Below are 18038 nucleotides of genomic sequence, written 5' to 3'. Positions count from 1 at the left end.
CGGTCAGGCCGTCCAGGCGCCGGTGGCCAGGAACGCGGCGATGGCGGCGGCGTGCGGGGCGATGTCGATGCCCTGCTCGGCCAGCCAGGCGTCGGAGTAGTACTTGTCCAGGTAGCGGTCGCCCGGGTCGCAGATCAGCGTGACCACGCTGCCCTGCTCCCCCGCCGCGAGCATCTCGGCGACGAGGGTGAAGGCGCTCCACAGGCCGGTGCCGGTGGAGCCGCCGGGCTTGCGGCCCATGGCCGCGGCCAGCGCCCGGACCGCGGCCAGCGAGGCGGCGTCCGGGACCTTCATCATCCGGTCGATCGCGCCGGGGATGAAGCTGGGCTCCATCCGGGGGCGGCCGATGCCCTCGATCCGGGAGCCGCGCTCGCAGGTGACGGCCGGGTCGGCGGCGACCCAGCCGTCGAAGAACACCGAGTTCTCCGGGTCGGCCACGCAGATCCGGGTGTCGGCCTGGGTGTAGTGCACGTACCTGCCCAGGGTGGCCGAGGTCCCGCCGGTTCCGGCGGTGGCCACGATCCAGGTCGGCACGGGGTGGCGTTCCAGGCGCATCTGGGCGTAGATCGATTCGGCGATGTTGTTGTTGCCGCGCCAGTCCGTCGCCCGTTCGGCGTAGGTGAACTGATCCATGTAGTGGCCGCCGGACTCCTCGGCCAAACGGGCGGACACCTCGTACAGCGTCCGGGTGTCCTCGACCAGGTGGCAGGCCCCGCCCTGGGCCTCGATCAGGCTGATCTTCTCCTGGCTGGTGGTGCGGGGCATGACCGCGATGAACGGCACCCCGATCAGCTTGGCGAAGTACGCCTCGGAGACGGCGGTGGAACCGCTGGACGCCTCCACCACCGGGCGGCCCGGCCGGACCCAGCCGTTGCAGAGCGCGTACAGGAACAACGACCTGGCCAGGCGGTGTTTGAGGCTGCCGGTGGGGTGGGTGGACTCGTCCTTGAGGTAGAGGTCGACGCCCCACTCCTCGGGCAGCGGGAAGCGCAGCAGGTGGGTGTCGGCGGAGCGGTTGGCGTCGGCCTGCACCTTGCGGACGGCCTCTTTCAGCCAGGCCCGGTATCCGGCGTCACTGCGGTCCACGTCGACGGTCTTCATCTGCGCTGCTTTCCCTTGCTGCGGCGGTGCTGGCGCTCGCATCGTAGCCGCAGGTAAATCCATACAAATCTTTGGAATATGCCATACGGCAGCTCATATTCCAGAACTCCTCGTGTTGGAGCGGTTACGCTGATGGAGTCCGGAGTGCAGCATGGTTCCGGACCACCCGAACGTCGCACGCCCCTGTCCCCCGACATGGGAGGAGCCGACCGGTGCTGTCAGATCCTGGAAAGCACTACGAACTGCGCATCGTGGCCGAACCGCACCGATTCGCCGCGGTCCGCAAAATCGTCCAGGCGCATCTGCGCCATTGGGAGCTGCCCGAACTGGTGGCCGCCGCCCAGCTCGGCGTGACCGAACTGCTCGGCAACGTCCACCGGCACGTGGGCCCCGGCCAGGAGTGCCGGCTGCGGATGGAGGCGCACCAGGGCGGCCTGCGGCTGGCGGTGCGCGACCCCAGCCCGGTGCTGCCGCAGCTGTGCCACCCCGACGTGGACGACCTCAGCGGCCGGGGCCTGGCCCTGGTCGCCGCGCTCAGCAAGGAGTGGGGCGCGGAGCCGGACGGCAGCGGCAAGACCGTCTGGTTCGCCCTGCAGACGCCGGTACGGCTCGACCCCGCCCCGGGCGGGGCGGGGTCGGACGCGCGGACCGGGCCGCTCGCGCCGGACGATCCGGATCAGGACTTCGCCGAGGCCGCCTCGGCCGGGGCCGGGTCGGCCGGGTCGCTGCTGGCCGTCAGCAGGTCGTAGCGCTGGCGGTACTCGAACTCGTCGATCTCGCCGTCGGCGTACTTGCGGTTGAGCGTCTCCACCGGGGTGGGCGCGGCACCGGGCCCGTAGCCGCCCCAGCCGTGGCCGCGGCCCATCCCGGGGCCCGCACCGAAACCGGGGCCGAAGCCGCGGCCGGGGCCTCGGCCGAAGCGACGGCGCAGCACCTTGCGGACGACGATGCCGACGCTGATCCAGAACAGCGGCACCAGCAGGATCCACGGGCCGGGCCCGCCGCTCCACGGGGCTGCCAGAAGGGTTGCGTGCATCTCGGGCTCCTTGGTCGTGCGCCGCGTCCCTCGCGGCGCACTACCGAGGATCACCCGTTGGGGGGTACCGGGTCGTCGTGCCTGGGCGGGCACCCGCCCTGCTCCCCGGGGAGTACGGCGCGCCCTTCCGGCTCCTCCCCGCGGCCCGGTCGCCCGGTCCCGCGTCTCGGGGTGGCCGCTCCGCTCGGGTGCCCGGTCCGCTCAGGGCGCTCCTGCCGCCCGAGGCGGGTGCGCCGGTCCGCCGAGCGCCTCCAGCGGGTCGGCCAGCACCGGGGCCCAGGCGAGCTCCGCCGCCCCGGCCAGCTCCGGGCGGGCCAGCGCGGCCGGGACGATCGGGACCTCCCCGCAGCGCCCCCAGTGCGAGCGGCGGGCGACGACCTGGGGCAGCCGCTCGGGGGCGGCCGCGAGCAGCGCGCTGTGGAAGGCCCCGAGGACGATCCGGTCCGGGTTGAGGATGTTGATGACTCCGGCGATGCCCAGGCCGAGCCGGTCCACCACGTGGTCGATGGCGGCCTGGGCCCGGGCGTCCCCGGCGGCGGCGTCCGCGAGCACCGCCCGGGCCTGGTCGACCATGGTGCGGGCGGGGTCGGCCTCGCGTCCGGCGGCTGCCAGCAGCGCGGGCGGGTCGGCCTCGACGTCCAGGCAGCCGATGCTGCCGCAGGGGCAGCGGCGGCCGTTCGGGTCGACCGTCAGCTGGCCGACCTCCAGGGCCAGCCCGGCGCTGCCGGTGTGCAGCCGGCCGTCGACCACCAGCGCGCCGCCGACGCCGCGGTGGCCGGAGGTGATGTACAGCAGGTGCCGGGCGCCGCGTCCGGCGCCGTGGCGGTGCTCGGCGAGGGCGGCCAGGTTGGCGTCGTTGGCCAGCTCGACCGGCACCCGCAGACCGGCCTCGGCGGCGGCGCGCTCCAACTCCTCGCCGATCCGGGCGCCGGAGGGCCAGTCCAGGTACATGGCGGCGACGGCGGTGCGGTCGGGCAGGGCGACCGGGGTGGGCACGGCCAGGCCGAGGCCGACGCAGCGCCGGTGGTCGGCTCCGGCCTGCCGGACGGCCTCGCGGACGACGGCGGCCAGCACCCGGGCGGGGCCGGGATCGTCCGGCATCGGCAGGTCCACCGGCTCGGCCAGCCGCCCGCCGAGCCCGGCCAGGGCGACGGTGAAGCCGTCGGCGTGGATCTGGGCGGCGGCCACCACCGGCCCTGACGGGTCGACAGCGAGCCGGTGCGAGGGCCTGCCCCTGGTGCCGCCGGCGGGCCGGGCGTCCACGGTGATCAGCCCGAGCGCCTCCAGCTCGTTGGTGATCGCCCCGGCGGTGGCCCGGGTCACGCCGAGGGCGCTGGTGAGCACGGAGCGGGTGGGGGCCGCGCCGCTGTGGATCAGGGCGAGAGCGGGCCCGAGGGCCGCGCGTCCACGGTCGGGACTTGTCTGGGTACGCTGCACACTTCTATTCTGACTTTGTGCCGCAAATAAACAAAACAGCTGCCGCCGAAACACCCAGGTCCTCGACCAACGCCCGGTCTGCAACAGCCCGGTCCGCAACAGCCCAGCCCACGACTGCCCGGCCCGCGACCCGCTGGCCCGCCGCCCGGGCTGCGGTCACCGCCTTCTTCGCCCTGGACGGCTTCGTCTTCGCCGCCTGGGTCGTCCGCATCCCCGCCGTCAAGGCGCAGGTGCACGCCTCCGCCGGGGTGCTCGGCCTCACCCTGCTGTGCGTCTCGGCCGGGGCGATCGTCGCCATGGGCCCGGTCGGCCGGCTGTGCCTGCGCCACGGCACCCGCGCCGTCACCGTCGGCGCCTCCGTCCTGCTGTGCGTCGCGGTGGCGCTGCCGGCGCAGGTGCACTCGGCGGCCGGGCTCGGCGGTGTGCTGCTGCTCTTCGGCGCGGGCTTCGGCGCCATGAACGTCGCGCTCAACAGCGCGGCCGTGGAGCTGATCGCGGCGATCCGGCGGCCGGTGATGCCCGGCTTCCACGCGGCCTACAGCCTCGGCGGGCTGATCGGCGCGACCCTCGGCGGGCTGCTGGCCACCGTGCTGACCGCCGCTCAGCAGCTGGGGCTGACGGCGGCCTTCGGCCTGGCCGCCACCACCGCGCTGGCCGTGCCGCTGCTGCGCGGCGGCCGCCCCTCGCCCGCGCTCCCACCGGAGGCGGCCCCGGGCCCGACGGCGTCCGCGACCGGTGCCGGTTCGGGGGCCGTACGCGGACCGCTGCTGCTGGTGCTGCTGTTCGGGCTGGTCGCGCTGTGCGACGCCTACGGCGAGGGCGCGTTGGCGGACTGGGGCACCCTGCACCTCACCGCCGACCTGCACGCCGACGCCTCGCTGGCCGCCGCCGGGTTCGCCGCCTACTCGCTCGCCATGACCGCCGGACGCCTCGGCGGCACCCGGCTGGTCGAGCGCTTCGGCACCACCCCGGTGCTGGTCGGCGGCTCGGCGGTGGCCGCCGCGGGCATGCTGGTCGCCGCGCTCAGCCCCTGGCTGCCCGCGGTGCTGGGCGGATTCCTGCTGGTCGGCCTGGGCCTGGCCAACATCTTCCCGCTGGCGATCAACGGCGCGGGCTCGCTGGACGGGCCGAAGGGCGTGGCCACCGCCTCCATGCTCGGCTACGGCGGCATGGTCCTCGGTCCGCCGGTCATCGGCTTCCTGGCGCAGGCGATGGGCCTGCCGGACGCGCTGCTGTCGGTGGCGCTGCTGGCGGCGCTGTCCGGGGTGGCCGCGCTGGCCGTCCGGCGCGCGGCCCCCGCGACGCCCGCCTGACCCCGGCGGCGCTCCCCCGACCGGGCGGGGTCAGCCCACCGGGTCCGGATCCGACTCCTGCACCCCCGGCTCGGCGTCCTTGGGCGGCCGCAGGTCCCAACCGATCAGCGCCACCAGCTGCTCATGGGTGATCCCCGGCGGGATTGGCTTGGGCGCCACCGTGCGGATCGGCGGCTGCCAGCCCTCCTCCGGGGTGTACCGGCGGACGATCCGCGCGGGCGCCCCGGCCACCACGCTGTGGTCCGGGACGACGCCCCGCACCACCGCGTTGGCGGCCACCACCACATTGCGGCCGATGGTGGCGCCGGGCAGGATCACCGCTCCGGTGCCGATCCAGCTGCCGGAGCCGATCGACACCGCCTCGTTGCGCGGCCACTGCTTGCCGATGGGCAGGTCGGGGTCGTCGTAGGAGTGGTTCTCGTCGGTGACGTAGACGCCCGGGCCGGTCCAGACGTCGTCGCCGAAGGTGATCGAGTGGTGCCCGACGATGTGGCTGTCGCGGCCGATCACGCAGCCGCTGCCGATCTTCACCACCGGATCGGGGCCGAGGTCCAGGCCGGGCAGGAAGCCCGCCGAGAGGGAGACGCCCTCGCCGATGATGCAGTGGGTGCCGAGGTGGATCCACTGCTCGTTGAAGACCGCGCCCAGCGGGAAGGTCAGCCGGGTGCACTCGCCGATCGCCCCGAAGCGCAGCCGCCCGGGACGCTCGGCGCTGACCGATCCGGCCTCCTGGACCCACTGCCAGCCCCGGTGGACCAGTGCGGTCGCGGCCCGGCGGGCCCGCTGCCGGGCAGCGGCGCGTATCTTCTCGGCGAACGGCATGCGGACACGGTAACCGGCGGCGGCCCGGTTGATCGTCCCGGGGCCGCCGCCGAGGCCGCGCGCCGGGGCTGCGGGCGCGGTCGCCGCCCGGCCGGATAATGCCTGCCGTGGCCAAAGGATCACTGTATGTTCGACAGGCAACACAACCGCTGCTGTTGACCACTCGGCCGCGCCGAGTGGACGCCGGGGGACGGCGCAGCAGCGGCCCGGTACCCCTGGCCTCGGCGGATGCCAGGGGGTACCGGTGCCCGGCCGGACGGCGGGCTCAGCAGACGGGCCCAGCACACGGTTCAGCCCACGGGCCCGGCACACGGTTCAGCCGGTGCAGGTGCCCTGCTGGTGCAGGGTCTCCCCGCGGATCTCGTAGTACCCGGCCTCGGCCTCGGCCCGGTCGATCTCGGCGCGCACCAGCTCCACCCGGACGTCCGCGTCGACCTCGGCCTGGATCCCGGCGCGCAGGAAGACCTCGGCGTGCACCCGGTCGAACACCGCGCGCGGGTCCACCCCCGCGCCGCGGAGGATCTCGGCGGCGCGGCAGGAGGCGTCCCCCGCCAACTGGGCCAGCAGGTCGAGCGCGTCGGCCTCCCGGCCGGTCCTGGCCAGGGCGGTCCGGGACGCCTGTTCCAGGGCGTCCCCGGCGGACCTGCTCCAGCGCAGTCTGTCGCGCTCCTGTGCCCGGTGCGATCCGGCGCCCTCGCTGGAGGTCCACCCCCGGCCGAAGCCGATGCTGCGCTGCGCGAGGTAGCCCATCAGCCGCGCCGCCTGCGCGGCGCGCGGGGCCACCAGGTCCAGCGCCCGGTCGTCGGACTCCAGCAGGGCGTGCAGCAGGTGGCCGGTGTCCACCTCGGCGTCGCCCGACCGCACGGCGCGGCGCCGGGCTCCGGCCGCGACGCGGCTGAGGGTGCCGGGGGCGTGCGCCCGGTCGGGGTCGCGCAGTTCCGGCTGGTACAGGTGTGAGTACACGTAATCCACCGCATCGTCAGGGACGGGGAGGGATGCCGAAGCAGAACAGCCAGGTGGTCGAGGGAAAGTGACGGTCTGTCGGGTCGCCGTCTCCGGGTAGTCTGCTGCGCTGGGTGAGCGGCAGTCAACCCACAGATACGATCTTCCCACCACCCCCGGCGGACGCCGGGTGCCCGCCACCCCCAGGAGCCCCGGCCGCACGGCGCCGACCAGGCGCGACACGGGTGCGCCTGGGCTGCGCGCCATGATTCGCCACCCCGCGCACTGGCGCAGCTCCGGGCGTGCGGCGGCCCCTCGCGCCCCCGGGGTGCGGCGGCCGTCAGCGACCGCCGCGCCGCTGCCCCCGTCCGGGGCTCACGCCTCCTCGGCGAGGATGAGGTAGAGCTTCTTGCGGGCGTCGGCGAGCACCGCGAGGGCCTTCTCCCGCTGCTCGGCGCTGCCGGTCATGACCACCTGCCGCAGTGCGTCCCGCACCGCGCCCTCGGCCTGGCCGAACTCGCGGACGATGCCCCAGTGCTCGCCCTGGCCGGCTTCCTCCCAGGGGGCCTCCGGGCCACCCTCGGCCTCGGCGCGGCCGGTCTCGGTGAGGTTGAACAGGCGCTTGCCGCCGGTCTCCTCACTGCTGATCAGCCCTTCCTCCTCCAGCATCTGGAGGGTGGGGTAGACCGATCCGGGGCTGGGCCGCCAGCTGCCGCCGGAGCGCTCCGCGATCTCGCGGATCATCTCGTAGCCGTGCATGGGGCGGTCCTTGAGCAGGGCCAGCAGCGAGGCGCGCACGTCTCCGCGGCGCGCCCGGCCGCCGTGGCGGCCACCGCGCCCGCGCGGTCCGCCGCCGTGGCCGAAGGGTCCGAAGCCGGGCCCGAACGGGCCGGGGCCGAAACCGCCCCGGTCGGACGGGCCGAAGCCGCCGAACGCCTGCCGGAACTCCGGGCGGGGGCCACGGCCCCGGTGCCCGCGTTCTCCGCGCTCACCTCGACCGGGGCGGCCGGGCTGCGCTGCGTCAAAGGGGATTCCTGATCGCATGGTTCTCGTTCCTTTCTGAACGGTTCTCGGGTCAACGACTGTCCCGATGGCTCAACGATATATCGGCATGACTCGTTCGGCAAGCGCTAACGACAGTCGGATTCTCGGGATGCGAGACCGGCCGCCGTGGGTGAAGGTCAGGGAGGAGCCCACGACGGGCCCGCCAACGGAAACGCAACGGAATCGGAGTCTGCGATGAGCGACATGTCGAACAAGGCCAAGGACGTCACCGGGAAGCTCAAGGAGAAGGCCGGGGACGTCACCGGCAACGACAGGCTCAAGGGCGAGGGCCAGGGCGACCAGATGGAGGCCAAGGCCACGCAGGCGGCCGACAAGGCCAAGGGGGCGGCCAAGGGCGCCGCCGACCGGGCCAAGGGCATGATGAACCGCTAGGAACCACCGAACGGACCAGGCCGGGCGCCTGGTGATCCGGCGGCCGGGCGCTCCTGCGCCCGGCCGCCGCAGCTCGTAGGCTGCCGCCCATGCGGATACGAATCGTCGACGCCTTCACCGACCGCCCCTACGCGGGCAACCCGGCCGCCGTGCTGGTGCTGCCCCCCGGCCCCTGGCCCTCGGACGACTGGATGCAGCGCCTGGCCGCCGAGGCCAACCTGTCCGAGACCGCGTTCGTCCGGCCGCTGCCGCAGGACGAGCGCCCGGGCACCTGGGGGCTGCGCTGGTTCACCCCCAGCCTGGAGGTCGACCTGTGCGGGCACGCCACCCTGGCCACCGCGCACCTGCTGCACAGCACCGGCGCGCTGGGCGAGCCGGTCGGCGGCGTCTGCGAGGTGGGCTTCCGCAGCCGCAGCGGGCTGCTCACCGCCTCGATCGCCGCGGACGGCTCGATCACCCTGGACTTCCCGGCCAACCCGCCGCGGCCGGTCGACGTCCCGGACGGGATCGCGGCCGCGCTCGGCGCACCCGTACTGGCCGCATACGACACCGGGGCGCTGGGCGACCTGCTGGTCGAGCTGGCCGACGAGAAGACCGTCCGGACGCTGGCCCCCGACCACCGCGCGCTGCAGGCCGTGCCCGGCCTGCGCGGGGTGATCGTCACCGCCGCCCCGGAGGCCCCCGGCGGCGGCTACGACTTCGTCTCACGCTGGTTCGGCGCGGGCGCCGGCATCGGCGAGGACCCGGTGACCGGCAGCGCGCACACCGCGCTGGCCCCGCTGTGGGCCGCTCGGCTGGGCCGCGACGAGCTGGTGGGCCGCCAGCTGTCGGCGCGCGGCGGCAGCGTCGCGGCCCGGCTGTCGGGCGAACGGGTGCTGCTCACCGGCCGCGCGGTGACCGTCCTGGATGGCGAGCTGGCCCCGGCCGCCCGGCCCTGAGCCGCAGCCCTGAGCCCCGGAGCTGAGGCGCGGAACTGAGCCACGGCCCGCGTACGGACCGGCCGGTCAGGTGGGCAGCCAGCTCACATGGCCGGCCAGCAGCACGTAGCCGACGAAGGCCACCGAGTCGATCAGCGTGTGGGCGGCGGCGAGCGGGGCTACCCGCCGCCAGCGCCGGTACAGCAGGCAGAAGATGACGCCCATCACCACGTTGCCGACGAAGCCGCCCACGCCCTGGTAGAGGTGGTAGGAGCCGCGCAGCAGCGAACTGGCCGCGACCGTCGCCGGCCAGGACCAGCCCAACTGGCCCAGTCGGCGGGTCAGGTAGCCGACCACGATCACCTCTTCGACCACCGCGTTCTGCGCGGCGGAGAGGATCAGCACCGGGATGCGCCACCACACGTCCGGCAGCGAGCTGGGGACGACGGTGAGGTTGACCCCGGCCGCGTGCGCGCCGAGGTAGAGCGCCAGCCCGGAGCCGCCGATCCCGGCGGCGACCAGCAGTCCGCGGCTGAGGTCGAAGCCCGGCCGGGTCAGGTCGAAGCCCAGCGCCCTGATGGAGGAGCCCTCGCGCAGCAGCAGGTAGCCGACCAGCGCCACCGGCACCAGCGCGGTGCCGATGTTGAACAGCTGCAGGCTGAGGTCGACCCAGGGGCGGCCGGGGGCGAGCGAGCCGTTGAGGTTGGCGGTCTGCGTCTTCAGCGCCGTGGGCGCGGTCAGCGAGCTGACGAAGCTGATGTAGGCGTACAGCGCGCTGGCCCCGAGCGACAGCCCGAGGACGATCAGCGTCTCCTGTCCGAGCAGGCGTCGGCTGAGCCCGGACGGGGCCGGAAGGGTCTGGGTGGTGGTCACTGGGGTGTCTCCCACGCGGGCGCTATGTTCGGACGATCATCGCACAGCGCCCTGTGGGCCACGGGCCAGCGCACCGGGCCCCGGGAGGGGTGCCGGCCGGTGTCAGCGCACCGGCCAGGTGTGCACCGGCTCCCCGGTCCGCATCAGCTCCATGTAGCGGCGGGTCATCGCAGCCAGGGCGGGGGTGCGCTCCATGCCGAGCCGGTCCCGGCGGTCGTGGTAGGCGGCGCTCTGCCAGGCCGCGCCGTTCATGTTGCGCAGGCAGCGCTGCTCGATGATGCCGAGGTAGCGGTCCCGGTCGTGCGGCTCCACCCCCCAGGCGTCCAGCCCCCGGTGGGCCAGCGGCAGTAAGTCCTCCAGCACCAGCTCGCGGACCGGCACCCGGGAGACCCCGCCGCCGCCGCGCACCCCCGGGCCGCGCGGCCCGAAGCGCCCGGCGCGCGGCCACCACAGCTCGGCGTCCAGCCCGTACCGGGCGGCCAGGCGGAAGTTCTCCGCCGCCAGCGCGAAGGGCAGCCGGGTCCACACCGGCCGGCTCTGCTCGGCCAGCGAGCGGACCAGCCCGTAGTAGAAGGCGGCGTTGGCGAGGGTGTCCACCACGGTCGGCCCGGCGGGCAGGGCCCGGTTCTCCACCCGCAGGTGCGGCACGCCGTCGACGACGTCGTACACCGGCCGGTTCCATCGGTAGATGGTGCCGTTGTGCAGCCGCAGCTCGCGCAGGGCCGGGACGCCCCCGGCGGCGAGCACCTTCAGCGGGTCCTCGTCGTCGCAGATGGGCAGCAGCGAGGGGAAGTAGCGCAGGTTCTCCTCGAAGAGGTCGGTGACCGAGTCGATCCAGCGCTCGCCGAACCAGGTGATCGGGCGGACGCCCTGGGCCTTCAACTCGGCCGGACGGGTGTCGCACGCCTGCTCGAACAGAATCGGCCGGGTCTCCCGCCACAGCTCCCGGCCGAACAGGAACGGCGAGTTGGCGCCCAGCGCCAGCTGCGGACCGGTCATCGCCTGGGCGGCGTTCCAGACGCCGGCGAAGCGGTCCGGGGTGACCTGCAGGTGCAGTTGCAGCGAGGTGCAGGCGGCCTCGGCGACGATGGAGACGGCGTCCACCCGGAGCCGCTCGACGCCCTCGATGTCCAACGCGATGTCCTCCCCGCGGGCCGCCAGGATCCGGTCGTTCAGCAGCTGGTACCGGTCGCCGCTGGAGAGGTTGTCGAGGACGGCGTGGTCGTCGGCCAGGGTCGGCAGGATGCCGACGGTCACCAGCCGGGCGCCGCACTCGCGCGCCTTGCGGTCGGCGTAGCGCAGCCCGGTGTCGATCTCCTCGCGCAGCTCCTCGAAGACCCGGCCGTCCAGCTGGTGCGGGGCGATGTTGACCTCGATGTTGAAGCGGCCCAGCTCGGTCTGGAAGTCCCCGCTGGCGATGGCGGCCAGCACCTGTTCGTTGAGCATCACCGGGTGGCCGGAGTCGTCCGCGAGGTTCAGCTCTATCTCCAGCCCCATGCGTGCCCGCGGCCGGTCGAAGCGGCGCTCCGCCAACAGGTGCTCCAGCGCCTCCAGGCACTGCCGCACCTTCTTCCGGTACAGCTGACGGTCGGCAAGATCGGCGCTGCCCGCCACGACCTTCTCGCCCATGGGCGCATTCCCTCCCTCGGTCGGCGCAGCCCGCCCGGCCGGACCCGCCTGTGCATCATGCCCAGCCCCGGAGATCGATATCCCGGGTTCTGGCATGTGCCAACTCGCCCCTGCGCCTACGAACCGCCCGGAATATCCCTTGCGGCCGCATACCGACGGTAGTAGAAGAGTCACGCATCGCATTTGTTCGGTTAGACTCGCAAGAAGGTACGAGATGCACTGCCCGCAGGCCCTCGCGCCGCAGGGCACGGTCCGGCCGTCCGCAGCGGTCTGACCGGGTGCACCCGAACTTCCGGAGAACTCACTGAGAACTCCCAGGCCAGTGACGACCTCCCCCAGCGTTGCCGGTACCTGAGCTCGTTCCCGCACCGCCTGTCTCTGCCACGAGAGGCGAACACATGTCCCTGTCGCTCCCCCAGCCCCTGCCGCCGCGCTGCGCGCCGTCCTCAGCGCGTTGGACTCCCCCACCGCTGTCCGCGCGGTGCGAACCTCGGCCATGCGGCACCGGCGCGGGCAGCTCGCGCCCGCGCACGCCCTCCCGGTCCACCTGCTCGACCCGGTGACTCCGCAGCCGGTCGCCCCACTGAGCGGGGCGCACGCCCCCGACGGCCTGCTGGCCGGGGCCCGGCGCACCGGCTGGCGCTTCCTGATCCGCGACGGCGAGGAGGTGGTCGCCGCGGCCGAGACCCGCGAGACCGCCGACGGGCACGTCTTCGCGTACTTCGCCGAGGGCCCGTACCCGGCCTCCACGCTGCGCGCGCTGCACCAGGCCCGGGCCCACACCGCCGTGTCGCCCACGCCCTACGTGCCGCGGCTGCTGTCGGTGCCCGGCCGCTACATGACGGCGCTGTGGCTGCACCCGGTGCTCGATCCGGCCCGCAGCCGCGACCTGCTGATCCCGCTGGCGCCGGCTCCGCTGGGGGTGACCGCCCATGTGGCGCACGACGCCGAGGAGTTGCTGGCGCTGCTGGCGAACGGCAACGGCAGCCTGCTGACCGCGGCCAGCTGACGGGGAGCGGCGGCCGGACGATCCGGGGGCCAGGGAATGACCGAAAGAACCAGGTGAAGCCATCCGAAGTGACCATGCGTGGCATGGTCACTTCGGCATGCCCGGCTGCCTGCCGGGGTCCGAACGGGTGGTCCGGGTTGCGGACTCGTGACGCATGTCACCAAATGGCTGCGGGAGGGCCTCAGGACGTCGACACTGGGACCAGCGCGGGCGGCATCAGCCTCTACCCGCTTCGGGGGTGGTTCACACCTCCGCGGCGGACCGCGCGGTGACCGCAACTCCGAATCGAGGGTACGCGCATGTGCCAGCACAGTCCTGTCTGCCCGTCAGCCGACTCGCCCGACCGGGAGGCCGCCGTGGTCGTCGCCGGCCATCCCGAGCAGGGCTGGAGCCTGCTGTGCAACGGGGTGCTGGTGTTCGAGGACACCGGCGAGATCCTCCCGGACGGCCGGGTGATCGCCCCGCACCGCCCGCTCGCCGCAGCCGCCTGACGCACCGCGCGCACGCCGACGCCCGGGGCACGCGCCGACGGGGCGCCGCCGCCGGGAGGACTTCCCGGTGGCGGCGCCCCGTCGGCATGACGTGACGGCCGCAGGTCACTCCCCGTAGGAGTCCAGCGGCGGGCAGGAGCAGACCAGGTTGCGGTCGCCGAAGGCGCCGTCGATCCGGCGGACCGGCGGCCAGTACTTGGCGGCCGGGTTCACCCCGGCCGGGAAGACCGCCTCCTGCCGGGTGTACGGGTGCTCCCAGGCACCCGCCAGCAGCGCCGCGGTGTGCGGGGCGTTGCTCAGCGGGTTGTCCTCGGCCGTCCACTCACCGGCGGCGAGCCGGTCGATCTCGCCGCGGATGGCGATCATGGCCTCGCAGAAGCGGTCGATCTCACCGAGGTCCTCGCTCTCGGTGGGCTCGATCATCAGCGTCCCGGCGACCGGGAACGACATCGTCGGCGCGTGGAAGCCGTAGTCGATCAGGCGCTTGGCGACGTCGTCCACGCTCACGCCCGCCGACTTGGCCAGCGGACGCAGGTCGATGATGCACTCGTGCGCGACCAGCCCGGCCGGGCCGGTGTAGAGCACCGGGAAGTACGGCGCGAGCCGCTTGGCGATGTAGTTGGCGCTGAGCACCGCCACCTGGGTGGCGCGCTTGAGGCCCTCGCCGCCCATCAGCCGCACGTACGACCAGGAGATCGGCAGGATCGCCGCCGAGCCCCAGGGCGCGGCCGAGATCGGGCCGACACCGGTCTCCGGACCGGCCGCGGGCTGCAGCGGGTGGTTCGGCAGGTACGGCGCGAGGTGCGCGCGGACCGCGACCGGGCCGACGCCGGGGCCGCCGCCGCCGTGCGGGATGCAGAAGGTCTTGTGCAGGTTCAGGTGCGAGACGTCGCCGCCGAACTTGCCCGGCTTGGCCAGCCCGACCATGGCGTTCAGGTTGGCGCCGTCCACGTAGACCTGGCCGCCCGCCTCGTGCACGGCGGCGCAGATGTCGCCGATGTTCTCCTCGAACACGCCGTGGGTGGAGGGGTAGGTGACCATCAGCACCGACAGCTGGTCGCGGTGGAGGGCGATCTTGGCGGCCAGGTCCTCCACGTCCACGTCGCCGTCGGCGAGGGTCTTGACCACCACCACCCGCATGCCGGCCATGACCGCGCTGGCGGCGTTGGTGCCGTGCGCGGAGGAGGGGATCAGGCAGACGTCGCGCTGGGTGTCGCCGTTGGCCAGGTGGTAGGCGCGGACCGCGAGCAGGCCGGCCAGCTCGCCCTGCGAACCGGCGTTGGGCTGGATGCTGACCTGGTCGTAGCCGGTGACCTCGGCCAGCCGCTGCTCCAGCTCGCGGATCAGCGTCAGGTAGCCCGCCGCCTGCTCCTGCGGGGCGAAGGGGTGCACGTCGGCGAACTCCGGCCAGGTGACCGGCTCCATCTCGGTGGTCGCGTTGAGCTTCATGGTGCAGGAACCCAGCGGGATCATGCCCCGGTCCAGCGCGTAGTCCTTGTCGGCCAGCGAGCGCAGGTAGCGCAGCATGCCGGTCTCGGAGCGGTGCGTGTGGAACACCGGGTGGGTCAGGAACTCGTCGGTGCGCAGCAGCGCCTCGGGCAGCCGGGCCCCGGCGGCGGCGTCCAGCGCGTCGATCTCCGGGCCCTGGGCGGCGGCCGGGACGTCGAAGGCGGTCCAGACCGAGAGCAGGTCGGCGCGGGTGGTGGTCTCGTCGCAGGCGGCGGAGACCAGGTCGGCGTCGATCTGGCGCAGGTTCACCCCGGTGAGCCGGGCGGCGTCGACGACCGCGGCGGCCCGGCCGGGCACGCGCGCGGTGACGGTGTCGAAGAACGCGTCGTGGACGATCTCGACCCCGCCCGCGCGCAGGCCCTCGGCCAGGGTGGCGGCGTAGCGGTGGGTGCGGGCGGCGATCGCGGCCAGCCCGTCCGGGCCGTGGTAGACGGCGTACATGGACGCCATGACGGCCAGCAGCACCTGGGCGGTGCAGATGTTGCTGGTGGCCTTCTCGCGGCGGATGTGCTGCTCGCGGGTCTGCAGCGCCAGCCGGTAGGCGCGGTTGCCGTCGGCGTCGACGGAGACGCCGACCAGGCGTCCGGGCAGGCTGCGGGCGTACTCGGTGCGCACCGCCATGTAGCCGGCGTGCGGGCCGCCGAAGCCCATGGGGACGCCGAACCGCTGGGTGGTGCCGATGGCGATGTCCGCGCCCAGCGCGCCGGGCGAGGTGAGCAGCGTCAGCGCAAGCAGGTCGGCGGCGACGGTGACGACCGCGCCCAGGCCGTGCGCCTGCTCGATGACCGGCTTGAGGTCGCGGACCGCGCCGGAGGCGCCCGGGTACTGGAGCAGCACGCCGAAGACGCCGCGCTCGGCGATCTCGGCCGGAATGCCCTCCGACAGGTCGGCGACGACGGTCTCGATGCCCTGCGGCACGGCGCGGGTGTGGATCACGGCGGCGGTCTGCGGCAGGGTGTCGGCGTCGATGACGAAGACCCCGCCCTTGACCTTGCCCATGCGGCGGGCCAGCGCGACCGCCTCGGCGGCGGCGGTGCCCTCGTCCAGCAGCGAGGCCCCGGCGGTGGGCAGCCCGGTCAGGTCGGAGACCACGGTCTGGAAGTTGATCAGGGCCTCGAGCCGGCCCTGGGAGATCTCCGGCTGGTACGGCGTGTACGCGGTGTACCAGGAGGGGTTTTCCAGGACGTTGCGCAGGATCACCGGCGGGGTGAAGGTGCCGTAGTAGCCCAGGCCGATCATGGAGCGCAGCACCTGGTTGCGGCCGGCCAGCGAGCGCAGCTCGGCCAGCACCTCGGCCTCGGAGCGGGCGGCCGGCAGGTCCAGCGCCTCCAGGCTGCGGATCGTCCCGGGCACCGCGGCGGCGGTCAGCTCGTCCAGGGTGGAGTAGCCGACCTGGGCCAGCATCTTCGCCTGGGCGTCGGTGTCGGGGCCGATGTGGCGGTTCTCGAACGGGCTGGACTGCTCGAGCCCGGCGAGGGGTGTCGTCAGCGGGGATGTCATGGCGGGGTGGCCTCCTGGTCGGACCCGAGTGGCGCATGCGGATGCGCCGGGACGACCTCCCCCTCTGTCATCGAGTACCTGAGAGCTTCACCGGCGGCGCCGGGCCCGCCCGCGGGTGCGGACCGTCCGGCTCCACCGGTTTTCACCGTCGGTGAGGACAGTCCCGGTCGCCCGTTCCCATCCTGCTTTCCAGAGTGACCCAGCGCGCGCGGTACGGGTGCCTGAGAGATTCCGGGGAGGATTTGCTCCTTCGGCGCCGCCTCGACGTGCGGACTCTCCCGCGCGCACTCATCGGTCCCTGCCAGGTTACCAGCGCGGACTCGCGTCCCACCGGGGTCCTGCTGCCCCGGTTGGCCCAGCGACACACCCACTCGGAGCGCCAGAACTCGACAATGTGATCTTTGTGGACTTTTGTATGACTTGACCATATTGTCCCTGCGCGCGGGCGCGAGCGGGGATGCATCCCCGCCGTAAGGAGTGGACGAGCCGTGCAGACCGAGATCGACCCCAGGGACCTGATCGGCCACAAGGCTGTGGACCGCAACGGCGACAAGATCGGCACCATCGACGAGGTCTACCTCGACGACGCGACCGGCGAGCCCGAGTGGGCCGCCGTACGGACCGGCCTGTTCGGCCGCGACGCCTTCGTCCCGCTCACGACCAGCGAGTTCGTGAGCGAGGAGCTGCGCGTGCCGTACGAGAAGTCGCAGGTGAAGGACTCCCCTGACTTCGGTGTCGGCCAGCACCTCTCCCCCGCGCAGGAGTTGCAGCTGTACCGCTACTACGGCCTGGAGCTGCCCGCGGGCGTGGGCCACGACGGCACCGGCAACGGTTCCGGTTCGGGCGGCGGCAACGCCGCGACCGCCGGGGCCGGAACCGGGGCCGGAACCGGGACCGGGACCGGGGACGCGGGTGCTGCGGCGAAGCCCGGCGCTCCGGCAGTGGGGACGGCGGCGGCGGGCGCGGCGGCTGCGGCGGGCGGCGCCATGGCGGCGGCCGACCTCTCCAAGCAGACCGACCGGGCGGGCGCGCAGCCGGCGGCCGAGACCACCCAGGCCATGCCGACCACCACGTCCGCCGCCGCGGGCGGCCGCACCGCGGCGTTCATGTCGCCGCCGTCCGCGGACCGGCCGACCACCCCGTCCGCCACGGCCCCGTCCACGGCCGCGCCGTCCACCACCGCCGGTTCGGCCGCCCAGCCCATGGCCGCGTCCGCCGCGGCGGCTTCCCTGGCTTCCCCGGCTTCCCCGGCTTCCTCGACGGCCGCGTCGGCTGCCGACAGCGGTGAGCCGGCCCGGTCCGCCGCGCGCCCGGCGGCGCCGATGGGCCGCAGCGCCGCCGAGTCGTCGGCCGACGCCCGGGGCGGGCAGGGCGTCGCGGGCGACGTCGCCGGTACGCCGGTGCCTGAGCCGATCGAGTTCGTCTGCCGGGAGGAGCGGCTGGACATCTCGACCGAGTGGAGCGTCCTCGGCCACGCGCGGCTGCGCAAGTACGTCACCACCGAGCAGGTGGAGCGCCGGGTGCCGGTGGTCCGCGAGCGCATCCGGGTGGAGCGGGTGCCGGTGGGCGCGGACGAGCGGGCCCAGCTGACCGACCAGGAGATCGCCGAGGCCACCGAGGAGGTGACGCTGCACGAGGAGCGGGTGGTCGTCCGCAAGGCGGTCGTGCCGGTGGAGCGGATCCGGCTGGTGACCGAGCGGTTCACCGAGGAGCAGATCGTCCGGGACGAACTGCACCGGGAGCACATCCAGGTGCAGGACAGCACCCGGGTCGCCGGACCGACGGCCGTGCCCGGCGACCCGGCCGGATCGTCCCAGGGCTCCTCCCCGCAGGGCTCCTCCGCGCAGGGTTCGTCGGCCCAGGGCGGCGGCCAGGGCACGGCCCCGTCCATGGCGGCGCCGACCGCCATGCGCCCGGAGCCTTTCCCCCGCACCGGCGACACCGGCCACGCCATCGGCGCCTGACCTGCGGTACCCGGGAAGCGCCCGGACGGCCCCCGCCGTCCGGGCGCTTCGCCGTGCC

General features: G+C 74.1%; 16 protein-coding genes and 1 riboswitch. Of the genes, 7 read left to right on the top strand and 9 right to left on the bottom strand.

All coding sequences use genetic code 11. The annotated features are described in order from the left end of the window. Positions 1-3 precede the first annotated feature (3 nt). Positions 4-1101 carry a PLP-dependent cysteine synthase family protein gene (locus GXW83_RS11690; RefSeq protein ID WP_225446916.1) on the bottom strand — a complete coding sequence of 366 codons (1098 nt, stop codon included), beginning with the start codon at positions 1099-1101 and terminating at the stop codon, positions 4-6. A gap of 212 nt (positions 1102-1313) precedes the next feature. Between GXW83_RS11690 and GXW83_RS11685 the strand changes: the two genes are divergently transcribed. Next, the gene (locus tag GXW83_RS11685; protein WP_182443014.1) at positions 1314-1850 is read left to right on the top strand and encodes an ATP-binding protein; all 537 of its coding nucleotides are present in this window, start codon (positions 1314-1316) and stop codon (positions 1848-1850) included. Here GXW83_RS11685 and GXW83_RS11680 read toward each other — a convergent pair. Both GXW83_RS11680 and GXW83_RS11675 read right to left on the bottom strand, forming a co-directional pair. Next, on the bottom strand, positions 1778-2137 hold the full coding sequence (locus GXW83_RS11680; RefSeq protein ID WP_182443013.1) for an SHOCT domain-containing protein: 360 nt from the start codon (positions 2135-2137) through the stop codon (positions 1778-1780). The genes GXW83_RS11685 and GXW83_RS11680 overlap by 73 nt on opposite strands. A 201-nt stretch (positions 2138-2338) precedes the next feature. After that, complete coding sequence (locus tag GXW83_RS11675; RefSeq protein ID WP_182443012.1) at positions 2339-3574, bottom strand: ROK family protein; 1236 nt, start codon at positions 3572-3574, stop codon at positions 2339-2341. A gap of 17 nt (positions 3575-3591) precedes the next feature. Between GXW83_RS11675 and GXW83_RS11670 the strand changes: the two genes are divergently transcribed. Continuing rightward, positions 3592-4887: an MFS transporter gene (locus tag GXW83_RS11670; protein ID WP_182443011.1), complete on the top strand. Its 1296-nt coding sequence runs from the start codon at positions 3592-3594 to the stop codon at positions 4885-4887. 30 nt (positions 4888-4917) lie between these two features. Here the strand turns inward: GXW83_RS11670 and GXW83_RS11665 are convergent, their stop codons facing one another. The 3 genes from GXW83_RS11665 to GXW83_RS11655 all read right to left on the bottom strand — a co-directional run bounded on the left by GXW83_RS11665 (position 4918) and on the right by GXW83_RS11655 (position 7695). Next, positions 4918-5709 (bottom strand): DapH/DapD/GlmU-related protein, encoded by a 792-nt coding sequence (locus tag GXW83_RS11665; RefSeq protein WP_182443010.1) that lies wholly within the window; start codon positions 5707-5709, stop codon positions 4918-4920. Between the two features lie 315 nt (positions 5710-6024). Then, a complete protein-coding gene (locus GXW83_RS11660; RefSeq protein ID WP_225446915.1) occupies positions 6025-6672 on the bottom strand; it encodes a Clp protease N-terminal domain-containing protein in 648 nt (215 codons plus the stop codon). A 354-nt stretch (positions 6673-7026) separates the two neighbouring features. Further along, positions 7027-7695 (bottom strand): PadR family transcriptional regulator, encoded by a 669-nt coding sequence (locus tag GXW83_RS11655; RefSeq protein ID WP_182443008.1) that lies wholly within the window; start codon positions 7693-7695, stop codon positions 7027-7029. A 195-nt stretch (positions 7696-7890) separates the two neighbouring features. On the opposite strand from GXW83_RS11655, the gene GXW83_RS11650 reads away from it, so the two are divergent. Then, positions 7891-8088 carry a CsbD family protein gene (locus tag GXW83_RS11650; RefSeq protein ID WP_182443007.1) on the top strand — a complete coding sequence of 66 codons (198 nt, stop codon included), beginning with the start codon at positions 7891-7893 and terminating at the stop codon, positions 8086-8088. Positions 8089-8177: 89 nt separating this feature from the next. Beyond that, positions 8178-9026: a PhzF family phenazine biosynthesis protein gene (locus GXW83_RS11645; protein WP_182443006.1), complete on the top strand. Its 849-nt coding sequence runs from the start codon at positions 8178-8180 to the stop codon at positions 9024-9026. A 66-nt stretch (positions 9027-9092) separates the two neighbouring features. Here the strand turns inward: GXW83_RS11645 and GXW83_RS11640 are convergent, their stop codons facing one another. Together GXW83_RS11640 and GXW83_RS11635 are read right to left on the bottom strand one after the other, a co-directional pair. Further along, positions 9093-9878, bottom strand: a complete 786-nt coding sequence (locus tag GXW83_RS11640; RefSeq protein WP_182443005.1) for a CPBP family intramembrane glutamic endopeptidase — start codon at positions 9876-9878, stop codon at positions 9093-9095. Positions 9879-9980: 102 nt separating this feature from the next. Continuing rightward, entirely contained in the window at positions 9981-11507 is a 1527-nt protein-coding gene (locus GXW83_RS11635) for a glutamate--cysteine ligase (protein ID WP_182443004.1), read from the bottom strand. 454 nt (positions 11508-11961) lie between these two features. Here GXW83_RS11635 and GXW83_RS11630 point away from each other — a divergent pair, with 454 nt between their 5' ends. Both GXW83_RS11630 and GXW83_RS11625 read left to right on the top strand, forming a co-directional pair. Then, positions 11962-12516 carry a hypothetical protein gene (locus GXW83_RS11630; protein ID WP_225446914.1) on the top strand — a complete coding sequence of 185 codons (555 nt, stop codon included), beginning with the start codon at positions 11962-11964 and terminating at the stop codon, positions 12514-12516. Between the two features lie 299 nt (positions 12517-12815). Then, positions 12816-13007, top strand: coding sequence for a DUF5999 family protein (locus tag GXW83_RS11625; protein WP_182443003.1), 192 nt, complete (start codon positions 12816-12818; stop codon positions 13005-13007). Between the two features lie 105 nt (positions 13008-13112). Here the strand turns inward: GXW83_RS11625 and gcvP are convergent, their stop codons facing one another. After that, positions 13113-16016 carry an aminomethyl-transferring glycine dehydrogenase gene (gcvP, locus tag GXW83_RS11620; protein ID WP_182443002.1) on the bottom strand — a complete coding sequence of 968 codons (2904 nt, stop codon included), beginning with the start codon at positions 16014-16016 and terminating at the stop codon, positions 13113-13115. Positions 16017-16215: 199 nt separating this feature from the next. Next, a riboswitch (glycine riboswitch) is annotated at positions 16216-16307 on the bottom strand. A gap of 197 nt (positions 16308-16504) precedes the next feature. Here gcvP and GXW83_RS11615 point away from each other — a divergent pair. After that, positions 16505-17980: a PRC and DUF2382 domain-containing protein gene (locus GXW83_RS11615; protein WP_182443001.1), complete on the top strand. Its 1476-nt coding sequence runs from the start codon at positions 16505-16507 to the stop codon at positions 17978-17980. Positions 17981-18038: the final 58 nt, after the last annotated feature.

The sequence above is a fragment of the Streptacidiphilus sp. PB12-B1b genome (genome assembly GCF_014084125.1).
Taxonomy (GTDB): domain Bacteria; phylum Actinomycetota; class Actinomycetes; order Streptomycetales; family Streptomycetaceae; genus Streptacidiphilus.
This window is presented reverse-complemented; position numbering and strand designations above follow the sequence as displayed.